Source organism: Flavobacterium sp. (assembly GCF_049318325.1).
Taxonomy (GTDB): domain Bacteria; phylum Bacteroidota; class Bacteroidia; order Flavobacteriales; family Flavobacteriaceae; genus Flavobacterium.
In genome coordinates this window covers 42327-58527 of record NZ_JBMOGQ010000001.1, presented here as the reverse complement: position 1 = coordinate 58527, position 16201 = coordinate 42327, and the positions used below count along the sequence as shown (strand labels likewise).

At 34.2% G+C, this 16201-nt stretch carries 17 protein-coding genes; 9 read left to right on the top strand and 8 right to left on the bottom strand.

What is annotated here, in order from left to right:
* Nucleotides 1–2: 2 nt before the first annotated feature.
* Complete coding sequence (trpS, locus tag ACOYLP_RS00265) at nucleotides 3–980, bottom strand: tryptophan--tRNA ligase (RefSeq protein ID WP_422854159.1); 978 nt, start codon at nucleotides 978–980, stop codon at nucleotides 3–5.
* A 72-nt stretch (nucleotides 981–1052) separates the two neighbouring features.
* Between trpS and ACOYLP_RS00260 the strand changes: the two genes are divergently transcribed.
* On the top strand, nucleotides 1053–1793 hold the full coding sequence (locus ACOYLP_RS00260) for a lysophospholipid acyltransferase family protein (RefSeq protein ID WP_422854158.1): 741 nt from the start codon (nucleotides 1053–1055) through the stop codon (nucleotides 1791–1793).
* Nucleotides 1794–1914: 121 nt separating this feature from the next.
* On the opposite strand, the gene ACOYLP_RS00255 is transcribed toward ACOYLP_RS00260, so the two are convergent.
* Together ACOYLP_RS00255 and recA are read right to left on the bottom strand one after the other, a co-directional pair.
* Complete coding sequence (locus tag ACOYLP_RS00255) at nucleotides 1915–2331, bottom strand: hypothetical protein (RefSeq protein ID WP_422854157.1); 417 nt, start codon at nucleotides 2329–2331, stop codon at nucleotides 1915–1917.
* A 101-nt stretch (nucleotides 2332–2432) separates the two neighbouring features.
* Nucleotides 2433–3437 (bottom strand): recombinase RecA, encoded by a 1005-nt coding sequence (gene recA, locus ACOYLP_RS00250; RefSeq protein ID WP_422854156.1) that lies wholly within the window; start codon nucleotides 3435–3437, stop codon nucleotides 2433–2435.
* A 248-nt stretch (nucleotides 3438–3685) separates the two neighbouring features.
* On the opposite strand from recA, the gene ACOYLP_RS00245 reads away from it, so the two are divergent.
* The 3 genes from ACOYLP_RS00245 (at nucleotide 3686) to ACOYLP_RS00235 (ending at nucleotide 6186) form a co-directional block, all read left to right on the top strand.
* On the top strand, nucleotides 3686–4420 hold the full coding sequence (locus tag ACOYLP_RS00245) for a lysophospholipid acyltransferase family protein (protein WP_422854155.1): 735 nt from the start codon (nucleotides 3686–3688) through the stop codon (nucleotides 4418–4420).
* A gap of 3 nt (nucleotides 4421–4423) precedes the next feature.
* Nucleotides 4424–5413 carry an acyl-ACP desaturase gene (locus ACOYLP_RS00240; RefSeq protein ID WP_422854154.1) on the top strand — a complete coding sequence of 330 codons (990 nt, stop codon included), beginning with the start codon at nucleotides 4424–4426 and terminating at the stop codon, nucleotides 5411–5413.
* Nucleotides 5414–5541: 128 nt separating this feature from the next.
* Complete coding sequence (locus tag ACOYLP_RS00235; protein WP_422854153.1) at nucleotides 5542–6186, top strand: HD domain-containing protein; 645 nt, start codon at nucleotides 5542–5544, stop codon at nucleotides 6184–6186.
* A gap of 52 nt (nucleotides 6187–6238) precedes the next feature.
* Here the strand turns inward: ACOYLP_RS00235 and ACOYLP_RS00230 are convergent, their stop codons facing one another.
* From ACOYLP_RS00230 to ACOYLP_RS00210, 5 genes are all read right to left on the bottom strand, one after another.
* A complete protein-coding gene (locus ACOYLP_RS00230) occupies nucleotides 6239–7021 on the bottom strand; it encodes an enoyl-CoA hydratase/isomerase family protein (protein WP_422854152.1) in 783 nt (260 codons plus the stop codon).
* A gap of 13 nt (nucleotides 7022–7034) precedes the next feature.
* The gene (locus tag ACOYLP_RS00225) at nucleotides 7035–8504 is read right to left on the bottom strand and encodes a sensor histidine kinase (protein WP_422854151.1); all 1470 of its coding nucleotides are present in this window, start codon (nucleotides 8502–8504) and stop codon (nucleotides 7035–7037) included.
* A gap of 70 nt (nucleotides 8505–8574) precedes the next feature.
* Complete coding sequence (locus ACOYLP_RS00220) at nucleotides 8575–9114, bottom strand: CopD family protein (RefSeq protein ID WP_422854236.1); 540 nt, start codon at nucleotides 9112–9114, stop codon at nucleotides 8575–8577.
* Between the two features lie 2 nt (nucleotides 9115–9116).
* Complete coding sequence (gene hemH / locus ACOYLP_RS00215) at nucleotides 9117–10133, bottom strand: ferrochelatase (RefSeq protein ID WP_422854150.1); 1017 nt, start codon at nucleotides 10131–10133, stop codon at nucleotides 9117–9119.
* A gap of 26 nt (nucleotides 10134–10159) precedes the next feature.
* Nucleotides 10160–11032 (bottom strand): helix-turn-helix transcriptional regulator, encoded by an 873-nt coding sequence (locus ACOYLP_RS00210; RefSeq protein WP_422854149.1) that lies wholly within the window; start codon nucleotides 11030–11032, stop codon nucleotides 10160–10162.
* 228 nt (nucleotides 11033–11260) lie between these two features.
* Between ACOYLP_RS00210 and hemA the strand changes: the two genes are divergently transcribed.
* The 5 genes from hemA to hemF all read left to right on the top strand — a co-directional run bounded on the left by hemA (nucleotide 11261) and on the right by hemF (nucleotide 16151).
* Nucleotides 11261–12517, top strand: coding sequence for a glutamyl-tRNA reductase (hemA, locus tag ACOYLP_RS00205; protein ID WP_422854148.1), 1257 nt, complete (start codon nucleotides 11261–11263; stop codon nucleotides 12515–12517).
* A 1-nt stretch (nucleotide 12518) separates the two neighbouring features.
* Nucleotides 12519–13442 (top strand): hydroxymethylbilane synthase, encoded by a 924-nt coding sequence (hemC, locus tag ACOYLP_RS00200; RefSeq protein WP_422854147.1) that lies wholly within the window; start codon nucleotides 12519–12521, stop codon nucleotides 13440–13442.
* Entirely contained in the window at nucleotides 13442–14110 is a 669-nt protein-coding gene (locus tag ACOYLP_RS00195; protein WP_422854146.1) for a uroporphyrinogen-III synthase, read from the top strand. The genes hemC and ACOYLP_RS00195 overlap by 1 nt, the downstream gene beginning before the upstream one ends.
* Nucleotides 14111–14153: 43 nt before the next feature.
* The gene (hemE, locus tag ACOYLP_RS00190; RefSeq protein ID WP_422854145.1) at nucleotides 14154–15176 is read left to right on the top strand and encodes a uroporphyrinogen decarboxylase; all 1023 of its coding nucleotides are present in this window, start codon (nucleotides 14154–14156) and stop codon (nucleotides 15174–15176) included.
* Between the two features lie 66 nt (nucleotides 15177–15242).
* Nucleotides 15243–16151, top strand: a complete 909-nt coding sequence (gene hemF / locus ACOYLP_RS00185) for an oxygen-dependent coproporphyrinogen oxidase (RefSeq protein ID WP_422854144.1) — start codon at nucleotides 15243–15245, stop codon at nucleotides 16149–16151.
* The last annotated feature ends 50 nt before the right edge of the window (nucleotides 16152–16201 follow it).

The following is a 16201-nucleotide window of genomic DNA, read 5'->3' as shown; positions in this document are numbered from 1 at the left end:
GTTTATTCAAACCCTAATTTCACTCTGACTTTTTTCAAAACAGCATCTGCAATTATTCCCGCTTTTGCTGCACCTTGTTTTAGCAAAGCATCAACTTCCGGCCAATTGTTCATGTAGTAATTGTATTTTTCTCTTTCGTTTTTGAAGTTTGCAACAATTAACTCAAACAATTCCTGTTTGGCATGACCGTAACCAAAATCTCTGTTAGCATTAGCATATTTGGTTTTCATTTGTGCAATTTGTTCTCCATTTGCCAATAATTTATAAAGTCCAAATATTTTACAGGCATCAGGATTTTTTGGTTCTTCTAATGGTGTGCTATCGGTTTCAATGCTCATAATTTGTTTGCGCAACGCTTTATCATCCAAGAATATATTGATGATATTGCCACGCGATTTACTCATTTTTTGACCATCAGTTCCGGGAACATACATGGTTTCTTTTTCTATTTTTGCTTCCGGAATTACAAATGTTTCTCCCATTTGATGATTAAAACGAGAAGCAACATCACGCGTAATTTCAATATGTTGTAATTGGTCTTTCCCAACGGGAACAAAATTGGCGTCATACAATAAAATATCAGCCGCCATTAGCATTGGATACGAAAACAAACCAGCGTTTACATCTTCAAGTCTATCAGCTTTGTCTTTGAATGAATGCGCTAAAGTCAGACGTTGAAAAGGGAAAAAGCAACTCAAATACCATGACAATTCAGCGGTTTGAGCCACATCGCTCTGACGATAAAAAATCACTTTACTGACATCCAATCCACAAGCTAACCAAACTGAAGCGGTACTATACGTATTTTGACGAAGCTCATCTCCGTTTTTTATTTGGGTAATCGAATGCAAATCTGCAATAAATAGAAACGACTCGTTACTTGGATTTTTTGACAGTTCAATAGCGGGCAAAATGGCACCTAATAAGTTTCCTAAATGGGGCGTTCCTGTGCTTTGAATTCCGGTTAGTATTTTTGCCATGGTAATTTTATTTCAACCGCAAAGTTAAACCTTTGTATTAAAAATTGCATACCTTTCATTACATTTGACAATATGAGAGTATTGAAAATTGTTTTTTGGTCACTTTATCGGATTTGGTTTTATGTATTAATGGCGATTCCCATAATCGTTATGTTCCCGTTTCTTTTTATTTCCATTCTTAAAGAAAAATGGTATCCCTATTTTTTTGTGATGGCTCGAATTTGGGCTAAAGTCATTTTATTTGGTATGGGTTTCAGAGTAAAATTAGAAAAAGAAGAAGAAATCATAGAAGGCAAAAGTTATATGTTTGTTGCCAATCACACTTCGATGACCGATATTATGCTAATGCTTTCTGTGGTAAAAAACCCTTTTGTTTTTGTCGGCAAAAAAGAATTGGCTAAGATTCCGCTTTTCGGATTTTTCTATAAACGGACTTGTATTTTGGTAGATAGGAGTAGTTCAAAAAGTAGAATGGCTGTTTTTGAAAGAGCTCAAAAAAGACTAAATCAAGGATTGAGCATTTGTATTTTTCCCGAAGGAGGTGTCCCTGATGATGAATCTATAGTATTGGATGAATTTAAAGATGGCGCTTTCCGATTAGCAATTGACCACCATATTCCGGTTGTCCCACTTACTTTTGCCGATAACAAAAAGCACTTTTCTTATACTTTTTTCAGTGGAAGTCCTGGTTTGATGCGTGTGAAAATTCATTATTTTATCGACACTAAAAATCAATCTGCAGATTTTAAAAAGACCATTAAAGTCCAAGTTCACAGCATTATATTAAAGCAACTGCAAGATTATAATTCATAAAAAAGCGTCCCGGATTTAGCAACTTTTTCCCGATATTACTAGTAAGCATGTGTTTTTCTGTGCTTTTTTTGCAATCATTTAAGGGTTGATTTAAATTCAATTTTCAAAAATGGATTGTTATTTAATTTGTCACAGGAACTTCATACTCTAGAAAAATATCATTTCCTTGGTCGTCTTTTCCTTGATAAAATTTAAAAATATAGGAACCATTACTAGTCACATAAAAATTAAAAGTATGGGTATTTGCCCCATCAGCAGCACTCAAATCCTGACAATTATTTCTTTGTGCTATAGCATTTTCAATAGCAATTGTTCTTATGTTTAAATCTTTATCATAATACAATGAGCTAAAATAATAGCAACTTGTAGGTACTGTATAATGAACAGTAATAGGATAAGTTTCCCCTAATGTAAACTCAGCAGGAATGTCTACACTTTCTATAGGCATAAATTTAAAGGAGTATTGGGTATCGTCACCAGGAGTACAAGAATTTAATATAAAAAACAGGGCTAAAAGGAAGATTATTTTTTTTCTCATGATATAAAAATTATGTTAGTATACTTTTTTTTACAAAAAAGGTTGCGTTAAGTTACAAAAAAAAACATCCCGTTAAAATTTTAATGGGATGTTATAGTTTATTAAGAATTACTTTCTTTAATATGATCTTTTATTTTTTGTTCTAGTTCATCAGCTAATTCTGGATTGTCTTTTATCAATACTTTAACTGCGTCTCTTCCTTGCCCAAGTTTTGTGTCACCATAGCTAAACCAAGATCCTGCCTTTTTGATGATTTCAAATTCAACGGCTAAATCAAGAATTTCGCCTGTTTTTGAAACGCCTTCGCCATACATTATATCAAATTCTGCGGTTTTGAATGGCGGTGCTACTTTATTTTTTACCACTTTAACTTTGGTTCTATTTCCAATTACATTTTCACCATCTTTAATTTGTGATGAACGACGAATGTCTAAACGGACAGAAGCATAGAATTTTAAAGCATTCCCACCGGTTGTAGTTTCTGGGTTACCAAACATCACTCCGATTTTTTCTCTCAACTGATTAATGAAAAATACGGTACAATTTGTCTTGCTAATTGTCCCCGTTAATTTTCTTAATGCTTGCGACATCAAACGAGCGTGTAATCCCATTTTTGAATCTCCCATTTCGCCTTCGATTTCACTTTTTGGAGTCAATGCTGCAACCGAGTCGATAACCACAATGTCAATAGCACCAGAACGGATTAAGTTTTCTGCAATTTCTAAGGCTTGTTCTCCATTGTCAGGTTGAGAAATGATTAAATTCTCAATATCAACGCCTAATTTCTCTGCATAATTTCTATCGAAAGCATGTTCAGCATCAATAAAAGCGGCAATTCCACCCGCTTTTTGTGCTTCGGCAATGGCGTGCAATGTTAAGGTTGTTTTTCCTGAAGATTCCGGGCCATAAATCTCTATAACTCTTCCTTTTGGATAACCATTTACCCCTAATGCTAAATCTAAACCAAGCGATCCAGAAGGAATTACTTCAACTTCTTCAACGGCTTTGTCACCCATTTTCATTACGGTTCCTTTACCGTAAGCTTTATCTAATTTATCAAGTGTTAATTGTAATGCTTTTAATTTGGCGTCTTTTTCTGAACTCATTTTTTATAAATTTTGTGGCATAAAAATAATGCTTTTTTTGATGTTAATGGATACAAATCGGAGGAGTTTTGAACAAATTATTTCGATTCTTTTGACCTAGATTAAACAGATTGTAAAGGTAACAGCGTTAGGCAAACTATAGGTATACAAAAAGTGTACATTTTCACAAAATTTTAAAAACGTTTTTTCTTATCTTATTATTCTTCTTCCTTTTGATTTTTTATACTTTTGTTATCTATTTTTAAATCATGGAAAAGCTTATTTCATATCCAATTTCGGTCTTATTTTATCTTTTTTTTGGATTATCATTGGTTATTTTCCATCCTATTCAATGGATTTGTTTAAATGTTTTTGGTTATCAGGCGCATAAAAAAAGTGTTGACTATTTAAATTTTTTTTTGACCAAATGCACTAATATTTTAGGAACAAGATATACGTTTAAAAATAGAGATACTATTCCAAAAAATGTCCCGATAATCTTTGTTTTAAATCATCAAAGCCTTTATGATATCATCGGAATTATTTGGTATTTGCGTCGTTTTCACGCCAAGTTTGTGAGCAAGAAAGAATTAGGAAAAGGCATTCCAAGTGTTTCCTATAATCTTCGTCATGGCGGTTCTATTCTTATTGATAGGAAAGACCCAAAACAAGCCATTCCACTTATAAAAGAACTATCGGAATACATTGAAAAGCATAAACGTTCCGCTGTAATATTCCCGGAAGGAACAAGAAGTAAAGACGGGAGACCAAAAGAATTTGCCCAAAGCGGTTTAAAAATCTTATGTAAATATGCACCTTCGGCATATGTTGTGCCAATTACTATTAATAATTCATGGAAAATGGTTAAATTTGGAGCTTTCCCAATGGGTTTAGGTAATCATCTACAATTTATAATTCATGAAGCGATTGCTGTAAAAGACTTTCCTTTTGAAGAATTGATGCAGAAAACAGAAAAAGCAGTAATCCAATCAATTAAAAATTAAACAATGTCTATAAAGAATATTCGTCTAGAAGTAATGCAATTTCTGGAAAATAAAGTAGAAGGTTTCATGGAAGAATATTTGATTCCAGTAGAAACAATATGGCAACCATCGGATTTTTTGCCTAATTCTGAAGATGAAAATTTCTTTGAAGAAGTAAAAGAACTTAGAGAAATTGCCAAAGATTTACCCTACGATTTTTGGGTAACACTAGTAGGCGACACCATTACCGAAGAAGCTTTACCAACCTACGAATCCTGGTTGATGGATGTTGATGGCGTTGGTCAGGTTGAAAATAACCCTTGGAGCAAATGGGTGCGTCAGTGGACGGGAGAAGAAAATCGTCATGGGGATTTGTTAAATAAATACTTGTATTTATCTGGGCGTGTAAACATGCGTGAAGTTGAAATTACAACGCAGCATTTAATTGCTGACGGATTTGATATAGGTACAGGGCGTGATCCCTACAAAAATTTTGTTTATACGAGTTTTCAGGAGTTGGCAACTTACATTTCACACAATAGAGTTTCACAAATTGCCAAACAATATGGCGACAAGAAATTATCAAAAATCTGTAAAATGATTGCGGGAGATGAAATGCGTCATCATCATGCTTATAGCGAATTTGTAAGCCAAATTTTTAAAGTTGACCCAAGCGAAATGCTATTGGCATTTAATTATATGATGAAGCAAAAAATAGTTATGCCAGCTCAATTCTTAAGAGAATCAGGAGAAAAAATAAGTTCTGCCTTTTTAAATTTTTCAGACTCTGCCCAACGAATTGGCGTTTATACAGCTGCTGATTATGTTGATATTATGCAAAAGTTAATTGAAAAATGGGAAATAGATAAACTTTCTGGTTTGTCAGACGAAGCAGAAAAAGCGAGAGATTACCTAATGAAATTACCAGCCAGAATGGCAAAAGTTTCTGAAAGATTAGTAATTCCAGCAGAATCAACAATTTTCAAATGGGTTGAACCAGCTATGATTAGATAATAGACCAGAGGCGTAGCCGAATTCTATGGAGCGTAGCGGATAAAAAAGAGAACACCTATCTGCCTACAGGCAAGGAACATAAACTTAAATCCTTTCTGAAAAGAGAGGATTTTTTAAATAAATCAAGCATGTCAATAATTGATAAAACAATTCATTTTGTTAAAGAAAAATTAGAAAATGCAGAAGGCGGACACGATTGGTTTCACATTGAACGGGTCTACAAAAATTCAATTTTAATTGCTAAAGAAGAAGATTGCGATATAATGGTTGTAAAACTTGGCGCGCTATTTCATGATATTGCCGACAGTAAATTTCACGATGGAGACGAGACGATTGGCCCCAAAACAGCCAGAGCTTTTTTAGAAAGTGAAAATGTTTTTGAGGAGACGATTAATCACGTCATAAATATCATTGAAAACATTTCGTTTAAAGGCGGAAATTTTGAAAACAAATTTAGCTCAAAAGAACTTGAAATTGTTCAGGATGCCGATCGGTTAGATGCTATTGGCGCCATTGGAATTGCAAGAACATTCAATTACGGGGGCTTTAAAAACAGAGCGCTTTATAATCCTTCTATTGCGCCAAATCTCAATATGTCTAAAGAGGAATATAAAAATTCGAATTCACCAACATTGAATCACTTTTATGAAAAGTTATTATTACTAAAAGACAAAATGAATACGCCTTCAGGCAAAAAAATAGCAGAAGCACGACATCAATACATGGAAAATTTCCTTTCGCAATTTTATGCCGAATGGGAAGGTGAGAAATAGTGTTCAGTTTGCAGTCGCAGTTTACAACTACACTTCTGAGACTAAGGGCTAACTATTTTCCTGAAAACTCAGCTTTTCTTTTTTCCAAAAAGGCCGAGGTACCTTCTTTAAAATCTTCGGTTTCAAAACATTTCCCAAAGTTTCTGATTTCGGTTTCAAAACCATTTACACCGTCTTTGAAGTTGGCATTAATTGCTTTTATGGCTCTGCCAATGGCAAATGGTGAATTACGTATAATTTTAGCAGCAATGCCTCTTGTAAAATCTAAAAGTTCTGATTGTGGCACCACATGATTTACTAAACCATATGTTTTTGCTGTTTCAGCATCTATCATCCCAGCAGTCATTATCAATTCCATAGCTCGACCTTTTCCAATAAGTTGTGGCAAACGTTGTGTTCCACCATAACCCGGAATTACACCAAGTGAAACTTCAGGCAAACCCATTTTTGCATTATCAGAGGCGATTCTGAAATGACATGCCATCGCTAATTCCAATCCACCACCAAGGGCAAAACCATTTACAGCAGCGATTACTGGTTTTTTCAGGTTTTCAACAAAATCAAAAAGTAATTCTTGTCCTTGAGCTGCTAATTGCGCACCTTCTTCTACTGTAAAACTTGCAAACTCTGAAATATCAGCTCCTGCTACAAAAGCTTTTTCGCCTTCTCCGATGATGATAATAACTCTTACATCAGAATTACTTTCCAGATTTTCAAAAGCGTCATGTAATTCCTGAATGGTCGCCACATTAAGCGCGTTTAATTTTGCCGGGCGATTAATGGTGATTAGCCCAATTCCGTTTTCTATAGCAACAAGTATGTTTTCAAAGTTCATAGTAATAATGTTTTTATTTAACAATGGGCAACGAAACAAAGAACGTTGTTCCTTTACCGAGTTCAGTTTCAAATGTAATAGTTCCTTTGTAATTTTCTATAATGTTTTTGATAATTCCTAAACCCAATCCCATTCCGCTGGTTTTTGTGGTAAATTTAGGTTCAAAAATGTGTTCAATATTGTTTGATTCAATACCAATACCGTTGTCTTCAACTGTAATGATCACATCGTTTTCTACTTCGTTAACCGAAACCAAAACTTTTTTTTCTTCCTGTTCATCCGGAATCGATTGAATAGCATTTTTAACCAAATTAGTGATAATACGAATTAGTTGTGTTCTGTCGATTTTAGAAATTACATATTCTTTATTGCTTTTGAAAACAATAAAATCTTCATTGAAAATATCCAAGGCCAATTCTACAACTTGCACCACATTAAGCGTTTCATTTTGTTGAGCAGGCATAGAGGCAAAGTTTGAAAAAGCCGAAGCCACGGCGCTCATCGTATCAATTTGTTGAATCAATGTTTTAGAATAATCGTTGAGTTTTTGTTTTAATTCGGGGTCATTGGCATCAAATTTTCGCTGGAAACTTTGTACAGTCAAACGCATAGGCGTTAACGGATTTTTGATTTCATGGGCTACTTGTTTTGCCATTTCGCGCCAAGCCTGTTCACGTTCACTTTGTGCAAGCATAGTGGCACTATCTTCCAGTTTATCTACCATTTTATTGTAAGCGTTAATCAATGAATTAATTTCACGGCTATTGGCTTCAATAACGATTTTCTCGTTCTTTTGGTTCAAACTTGTTTCATTGATTTTATCTGAAATAGTCTTTAGTGATTTGGTTATATAACTAGCAAGAAAATAGGCCAAAGCAAAAGCTATTATCAGCATAAAAGAATACACTTGGCTCAAACGAAGCAAAAATTGTTGCAATTCAGTTTCATAGAAGCCATCATCTTCAACATACGGAATATTCAAAATTCCCAGAGGTTTGAATTTATCATCTTTGATTTGACTATAAGAAGACCGGTTTTTTAATCCATTTATAGTCTTAATGTCAACATATCTTTTCTCGACAGACGACTGAACAAGTTTCAGGACATAATTTGGAATCGGTGGTGCCACTTTATCAACAGAAAAGGAAGCTTTGGAAGATTTTAACAACTTCCCATTTAACCCATAAATATTTATTTCAAGGTTATGAATATCTGCCAATTCATGGATTTTATCTTTAAAAATCAGCGGTAGATTTTTCTCTGTAAGCGGATAGGTTGTGTTTGTAAGTACATAATTGATATGTTCTTTTATGGCGAATTCTTTTTGGTCTAACCTTTTTTGATGATAGTCTTTGGCTTCATTTTTAAACTGTATAATCGAAATGGAAGCCATCAAAATAGAAGCAATTAATATCAATATTATCATCGATAGGAAAATCCTAATACGAAGGGAAAGCATTGACATTTTGAAGCCGTTGAGCATATTTTTAGGCATTAGGCATTAGGCATTAGGCATTAGGGTTTTCCACTATTGCCTATTGGCTTTTACCTTATTACTTTTTTTCTCTTATTCGTTTGTAAAATTTAAATCCTAACATAATTAAAATCGAAAACAGAATAATTCCGATTACGCCATAAATCCAATTGAAAGCATTTTTTAAAATTACTAAAAAAACCACGGCAAACAATATAATTGTAGCACCTTCATTCCACAACCGCATAAAGTTGGACGAATAATTAAAAATATCGTTTTGTAATTCTTTATAAATAAGATGACACTTTATTTGATAGGCAATCAGTAAAACTACAAATCCTAATTTGACCTGCATCCAGGGCATTTGCAACCAAGCAGGCATTATAATCATCAACCAAAGGGCAAAAAAAACTGCTAAAACTGCACTCGGCCACGTAATGATATACCAAAGTCGATACGTCATTATTTTATATTGTTTTTGCAGAATTTCTTTTTCAGGTGAAGGTTTGTCTTTGGCTTCAATTTGATATACAAACAATCGAACAATGTAAAACAAACCAGCAAACCATGTTATGACAAAGATGAGATGTAATGATTTTATGTAGTTGTAGAGTTCCATTACTAACTTTTCTGCCAATCTTTAACCCAATTCGCCACTACTTGACACCATTCGTCTTCATCATTCATACACGGAATGGCAAAAAATTCCTCACCGCCATGATGCAAAAACTGTTCGTTGGCTTCCATGGCTATTTCTTCTAATGTTTCTAAACAATCAGAAACAAAAGCCGGAGTCACCACAGCTAGTTTCTTGATTCCTTGCTCGGGCATTTTGTTAATTTCAACATCAGTATAAGGTGTTAGCCATTTGTCGCCAGCCAATCGTGATTGAAAGGTTTGGCTGTATTTTCCTTCTGGAATTCCTAATTGTTTCACTACTTGTTTAGTGGTTTCATAGCACTGGTGACTGTAGCAAAACTCATGAGCTGGTGATGGCGTATTGCAACAAGATCGGTCCATTTTACAATGAGACTTAGTTATATCGGTTTTTCGAATATGACGTTTCGGTATGCCATGATACGAAAACAATAAATGGTCGTATTCAAAACCCTCTAAATGTTTTTTAATCGAATTGGATAAAGCTTTGATATAATCAGGTTTGTTGTAAAATGCAGGTACAATTGTGAATTTCATTTCCGGGAAAAATTGTTGACGCAATTCTTCAGCCAATACCAAAATAGTTGTGGTTGATGCCATAGCATGTTGTGGATATAAAGGCAAAAGCATCACTTCGGTTACGCCTTTATCTTTTAATTCTTGCAAGCCTTTTTTAATAGTAATAGTTCCATATCGCATGGCTAAGGCTACAGGAATGTCAACTAAATTTTGTACTTTTTTGTGCATTTTTTTGGATATCACAATTAAAGGCGAACCTTCTTCAGTCCAAATTCTACTATACGCTTCCGCCGATTTTTTGGGACGCGTTTGAAGAATGATACCACGTACTAATAAAGCGCGCAGTAAAAATGGTACGTCAATCACGTATTTATCCATTAAAAATTCATCTAAATATGGCTTTACATCTTTTGCAGTTGGACTTTCTGGCGATCCCAGATTAACTAATAATACTCCTTTCATTTTGGTTTTTTTAAGTAATAACTTTATTAATTGTTTTGACTCATTGACATTAAATACTTCTTTGGTGTTGTAGCGAATTTTTTCTTAAATGCTGCAATAAAATGACTGCCGGTGCTGTATCCAATTTTTAATCCTACTTCGTTTACATTATAGGAACCAGAATCTAATAATTGACGCGCATACTCCATTTTATAATCAAAAAGAAATCCGTAAACGGTATCGCCATAAATTTGTTTGAAACCCATTTTTAATTTTTTCAAGTTTAACCCTACTTGATTGGCTAGCGATTCTAAACTCGGAGGTTCGGCCATATTGGCAATTATAATTTCTTTTGCTTTTTTAATTTTTAATACATTTTCTTCATCTATCAAGAACGGACATTGCTCTGCATTTGGATCCTCGTTACGGTTAAAAAACAGACTTAGCAATTCATACCCTTTGCCTTTGTAGTATAGATTTTTTATAGAAGGATTAAGATTATAATGAAACATTTGATTTAATACAATCGCCATCGATGGACTCACGTCACTTTCGTTATAGTACTTCTTGTCTTTGTTTTCTTGACTCAAAAAAGGAATGTGTTCTGCATTGGTTGTAAACAAACCATGAAACTTTTTAATAGAAACCAGTATTGTTATTAACCAAGATTTTGGCGCAATTTCAACATTAAGTGGTAATTCTTTTTCTGGATTATAAAACAATAAGCACTTCTCTTCATTTAAATCTAATGTATAATTACCATTGTTAAAGATAAACTTTGCACTTCCTTTTAGTCCAAAATGAAACTGAATTAATCCCATATTAACCGGACTTTGAAATGTAGAAATTTCATCAGTATCATTTTGAAAACGAATTAGGGTAAAATCATTTTCAATTATTATTATTTCTTTAGAACCCATAGCGATATTTTTTGAAAATATATAAGTAAGTATTTAAAATATTTTATTTAGAATAAATCTACATAAGAACTAAAAAACTACTTGATTTCAGTGCAAATTTAAAAGAAATAACGACAAAAACACAATCGCTTGTAAAAATAACTCACAGCGATATAAAAAGTTCTTTTAGCGTTGTTTTTGTAAAAAGCATAACGATAACTTTGTTCCTCTTTTAGGTAAAGAGCAAAAATGGAAAACGGAAATATCTCGAAACATAGTACTTTTTATGTGGTTGGCTTAAGTTATAAGAAGGCTGATGCTGATATTAGGGGAAAATTCAGCCTAGATGATGTAGGAAAGAAGAATGTTTTAAAGCAGGCGCAACAAGAAGGTATCGAATCATTACTTGTTACTTCTACCTGTAATCGTACTGAAATTTATGGTTTTGCTCAACACCCTTTTCAATTAATCAAACTACTTTGCGATAATAGTCAAGGTACGGTTGAAGATTTTCAAAAAGTGGCTTACATTTATAAAAATCAAGAAGCTGTTCGCTACATGTTTCGCGTTGGAACTGGTTTGGATAGTCAAATTCTTGGTGATTTCGAAATCATTAGTCAAATTAAATCCGCTTTTACAGAAAGTAAATCGATGAATTTGGTGAATGCTTTTATAGAGCGGTTGGTCAATTCGGTTATACAAACTAGTAAAAGAATTAAAAATGAAACGGAAATTTCTACTGGAGCAACCTCTGTTTCTTTTGCATCCGTTCGGTATATTTTTAGCCATGTTGATGATATTGCCAATAAAAACATTTTACTTTTCGGCACAGGAAAAATCGGTAGAAATACGTGCGAGAATTTAGTTAAACACACCAAGCACGAACAAATAACGCTTATTAATCGTACTAAAGACAAAGCGGAACGATTGGCACGTAAACTTGATTTAGTAGTAAAAGATTATTCCGATTTACAATTAGAAATTCAAAAAGCGGATGTATTAGTTGTAGCAACTGGCGCTCAGAACCCGACAGTAGATAAAGCTATTTTAAATCTAAAAAAGCCACTATTGATTTTAGATTTATCGATACCTAAAAATGTAAACGAAAACGTAACAACTGTTGATGGTGTTACTTTAGTTCATATGGATCATTTATCACAAATTACAGATGAAACATTAGAAAATCGTAAAAAACATATTCCGGCAGCAGAAGTTATCATTGAAGAAATTATGGATGATTTCATGGCATGGACCAAGCAAAGAAAATTTGCCCCTACCATTCATGCTTTGAAGAAAAAGCTCAATTCAATTAAAGAGTCAGAATTAAGTGTTCAAAGAAAAAAGTTATCTAATTTTGATGAAGCTCAAGCCGAACTAATTAGTGCCAGAATCATACAAAAAATCACCAATCATTTTGCTAGTCATTTAAAAGATGATACTACTATGGTGGATGAAAGTATCGAATGGATAGAGAAAATATTTCAGATAGAAACTTCTTCTAAATAAAATGGCCAAAACAATCAGAATAGGAACTCGTGATAGCGAATTGGCACTTTGGCAAGCTCACACTGTTCAAAAGCAACTTCAAGATTTAGGGTATGCTACTGAAATCATTGCCGTGAAATCGGATGGAGACCTTATTCTCGACAAACCTCTTTACGAACTCGGAATTACAGGAATTTTTACCAAAACTTTAGATATTGCCATGATAAATGGTCAAGTCGATATTGTAGTACATTCAATGAAAGATGTGCCGACGGCTTTGCCTAAAGGAATTGTGCAGGCAGCCGTTTTAGAGCGGGCAAATGCTTTGGATATTTTGGTTCATAAAGGGAATCTAGATTTTCTTGATGAAGAAGCAACAATTGCAACAGGAAGTTTACGACGTCAGGCACAATGGTGGAATAAATATCCGAATCATACTGTTGTCGACTTACGCGGAAATGTAAATACTAGAATGCAAAAGCTGAAAGATAACGATTGGAACGGAGCTGTTTTTGCCGCAGCCGGTTTAGAGAGAATTAATCTAAAACCTGATATTTTTATTAATCTCGATTGGATGATTCCAGCACCAGCACAAGGCGCAATGGTTGTTTTAGCAATGGAAAATGATGGCTTCACCATTGATGCTGTTTCACAACTCAACTATATTGAAACGGAAATTTGCACTTATATTGAACGACAATTTTTGAGAACACTCGAAGGTGGTTGTACAGCACCGATTGGGGCTTTGGCAAAATATGATGAAAATGATGATACTATTGATTTCAAAGGTATTTTGTTATCAATTGACGGGAAACAAAAACTGGAAATAGATAAAACAGTTGACATTTCGGAGTGGAAAAAATTAGGATTTAATGCAGCTCAGGAAATTTTAGAAAATGGAGGTACTGAACTGATGAAAGAAATCAAAAACGAATTGAAAAAATAATGCAAAATCAAATTTGCATAGTATCAACAAAGAAGCTTTCAGAAAAACAAAAGCAGCAATTGTTGAGTGCAAATTTTTCAGTTTTTGAAGAGGATTTTATTACTATTCAAAACAAAGATTTTGAAATTTATTCAACAAATGACTATTTGATTTTCACCAGTCAAAATGCAGTAGAAAGCGTTCTTAGAAATAAAAAAAAAGAAGAAATAAAAAGCAAAAAATGCTTTTGTGTTGGTGAAAAAACCAAAGGATTTTTGGAAGAGAATAGTTTTGAAGTTATAGAATATTCAGAGTATGCAGCAGAATTAGCCTCGATTATTTGCAAACAATATTCTAAAAACAGTTTTACTTTTTTTTGCGGAACTATTCGTAGAGATTTTTTGCCCGATGCGCTGCGATTAGTTAATATAACATTAGATGAAGTTGAGGTGTATGAAACAATTTTAACACCACATAAAATCGATTTCATACCAAATGGGATATTATTTTTTAGTCCATCAGGAGTTCAAAGTTATCTGCAGGAAAATAAAATTGAAAATAAAAATTGCTTTTGCATTGGCAACACAACGGCCGAAGCTTTGAAAGACATCACAAAAAATGTAATTATTGCTCATCAACCGACTGTTGAAAATGTTATAATGAAATGTATAGAAAATTATAAAAACTAACTCAGCAAATTAGCTACTTAGGTATTTTGCAACTATAAAACGTATGATTAAAAACGACCTTTTTTTAAAAGCCTTAAACAATGAAACTGTTGACCGTCCACCCGTTTGGATGATGCGTCAGGCAGGAAGGTATTTACCCGAATTCAGAGCTTTACGCGACAAATATGATTTCTTTACTCGTTGTGAAACTCCAGAATTAGCAGCAGAAATCACTGTTCAACCCATTCGAATCGTAAAACCGGATGCGGCTATTTTGTTTTCGGATATTTTAGTAGTGCCACGCGCGATGGGAATTCACGTAGAGCTGAAGGATAATTTAGGGCCAATAATTCCTAATCCGATTCGTACGATGGAACAAGTGAATCAAGTTTTTGTTCCAGATGTGCACGAAACTTTAGGTTACGTTTTTGACGCGATAAAATTGACTAAGGAAATGCTTAACGATGAGGTTCCACTTATTGGTTTTGCAGGTTCGCCTTGGACGATTTTTTGTTATGCTGTTGAAGGAAAGGGTTCTAAAAGTTTTGATACGGCCAAAGGATTTTGTTTTTCCAATCCGGTTGCAGCACATACATTATTACAAAAAATCACCGACACAACGATTCTATACTTAAAAGAGAAAGTGAAAGCAGGTTGCAATGCGATTCAGATTTTCGATTCTTGGGGCGGCATGTTATCACCAGTGGATTATCAGGAGTTTTCATGGAAATATATTAATCAGATTGTAGAGGCATTAGCGGAAGATACAAAGGTTATTGTATTCGGAAAAGGATGTTGGTTTGCTTTGAATGATATGGCAAAGTCTAAAGCATCAGCACTTGGTGTTGATTGGACTTGTTCTCCAAGAAACGCCCGATATTTATCAGGTGGAAGAATCACATTACAAGGAAATTTTGACCCAAGTCGTTTGCTTTCTCCAATTCCAACTATCAAAAAAATGGTGCGCCAAATGATAGACGAATTCGGCAAAGATAATTACATCGTAAATCTTGGACATGGCATTTTGCCAAATATTCCTGTGGATCATGCGAAGGCTTTTGTGGAAGCGGTTAAGGAATATAAATAGTTGATGGTTGATCGTTGATAGTTGTTGGAAAATCCTTACTGTCAAACGACAACCGACAAATAAACAATGAAAGACAACTTTTATACATACATACTCCAACTCCAAAACCAAATTACTTCTAAATTAGAAGAAGTAGATGGTATTGCCAAATTTCGTGAAGATGTTTGGGAACGACCAGAAGGCGGTGGCGGAAGAACTCGAGTTATTGAAAACGGTCAAGTTATTGAAAAAGGCGGCGTAAACATTTCAGCAGTTCATGGAAAATTACCCGAAGCGATGCAGAAAATGTTTAATGTTGGCGAAGCTGATTTCTTTGCGTGTGGTTTAAGTTTAGTAATTCATCCTAAAAGCCCAATGGTGCCAACGGTTCATGCTAATTGGCGCTATTTTGAAATGTACGATGATGATGGCAAAATAATTAATTCGTGGTTTGGTGGCGGACAAGATCTGACACCTTATTATCTGTTTGAGGAAGACGCAATACATTTTCACCAAACCTGTAAAATAGCTTGCGACAAACATAATTCGGAATTTTATCCTAAATTTAAAAAGCAATGCGATGCTTATTTTTGGAATACACACCGAAATGAAGCTCGTGGCATTGGCGGATTGTTTTTCGATTATTGTAAAGAGTCAACAGAAATGACAATGGAAAATTGGTTTAACTTTGTGACAGAAGTAGGTAACAGTTTCCTTCAGGCGTATGTTCCAATAGTAGATAAAAGAAAAGAATTTCCATACACATATGAGAACAGAACTTGGCAAGAAATCCGCCGTGGTCGTTATGTCGAATTTAATTTGGTTCATGATAAAGGAACTTTATTTGGCTTAAAAACCAATGGCAGAATCGAATCCATTCTGATGAGTTTACCGCCTCATGTGCAATGGGTTTATGACCATCATCCTGAATCTGGTAGCGAAGAAGAAAAATTAATTAAAGTATTAGAAAATCCGATTAATTGGATTGAAGATTAACGATTTTTGATTGCAGAAGCCGAAGCACTCAATATCAAATCAAAAATCTA

What these genes read in the sequence shown, in the direction of transcription:
- recA (WP_422854156.1), bottom strand. Translation starts at nt 3,437, where the DNA reads ATGAGTTCAGAAAAAGACGCCAAATTAAAAGCATTACAATTAACACTT.
- hemA (WP_422854148.1), top strand. Translation starts at nt 11,261, where the DNA reads ATGGAAAACGGAAATATCTCGAAACATAGTACTTTTTATGTGGTTGGC.
- ACOYLP_RS00260 (WP_422854158.1), top strand. Translation starts at nt 1,053, where the DNA reads ATGAGAGTATTGAAAATTGTTTTTTGGTCACTTTATCGGATTTGGTTT.
- hemH (WP_422854150.1), bottom strand. Translation starts at nt 10,133, where the DNA reads ATGAAAGGAGTATTATTAGTTAATCTGGGATCGCCAGAAAGTCCAACT.
- hemE (WP_422854145.1), top strand. Translation starts at nt 14,154, where the DNA reads ATGATTAAAAACGACCTTTTTTTAAAAGCCTTAAACAATGAAACTGTT.
- ACOYLP_RS00210 (WP_422854149.1), bottom strand. Translation starts at nt 11,032, where the DNA reads ATGGGTTCTAAAGAAATAATAATAATTGAAAATGATTTTACCCTAATT.
- ACOYLP_RS00245 (WP_422854155.1), top strand. Translation starts at nt 3,686, where the DNA reads ATGGAAAAGCTTATTTCATATCCAATTTCGGTCTTATTTTATCTTTTT.
- ACOYLP_RS00230 (WP_422854152.1), bottom strand. Translation starts at nt 7,021, where the DNA reads ATGAACTTTGAAAACATACTTGTTGCTATAGAAAACGGAATTGGGCTA.
- ACOYLP_RS00220 (WP_422854236.1), bottom strand. Translation starts at nt 9,114, where the DNA reads ATGGAACTCTACAACTACATAAAATCATTACATCTCATCTTTGTCATA.
- ACOYLP_RS00255 (WP_422854157.1), bottom strand. Translation starts at nt 2,331, where the DNA reads ATGAGAAAAAAAATAATCTTCCTTTTAGCCCTGTTTTTTATATTAAAT.
- hemF (WP_422854144.1), top strand. Translation starts at nt 15,243, where the DNA reads ATGAAAGACAACTTTTATACATACATACTCCAACTCCAAAACCAAATT.
- ACOYLP_RS00240 (WP_422854154.1), top strand. Translation starts at nt 4,424, where the DNA reads ATGTCTATAAAGAATATTCGTCTAGAAGTAATGCAATTTCTGGAAAAT.
- ACOYLP_RS00225 (WP_422854151.1), bottom strand. Translation starts at nt 8,504, where the DNA reads ATGCTCAACGGCTTCAAAATGTCAATGCTTTCCCTTCGTATTAGGATT.
- hemC (WP_422854147.1), top strand. Translation starts at nt 12,519, where the DNA reads ATGGCCAAAACAATCAGAATAGGAACTCGTGATAGCGAATTGGCACTT.
- ACOYLP_RS00195 (WP_422854146.1), top strand. Translation starts at nt 13,442, where the DNA reads ATGCAAAATCAAATTTGCATAGTATCAACAAAGAAGCTTTCAGAAAAA.
- trpS (WP_422854159.1), bottom strand. Translation starts at nt 980, where the DNA reads ATGGCAAAAATACTAACCGGAATTCAAAGCACAGGAACGCCCCATTTA.
- ACOYLP_RS00235 (WP_422854153.1), top strand. Translation starts at nt 5,542, where the DNA reads ATGTCAATAATTGATAAAACAATTCATTTTGTTAAAGAAAAATTAGAA.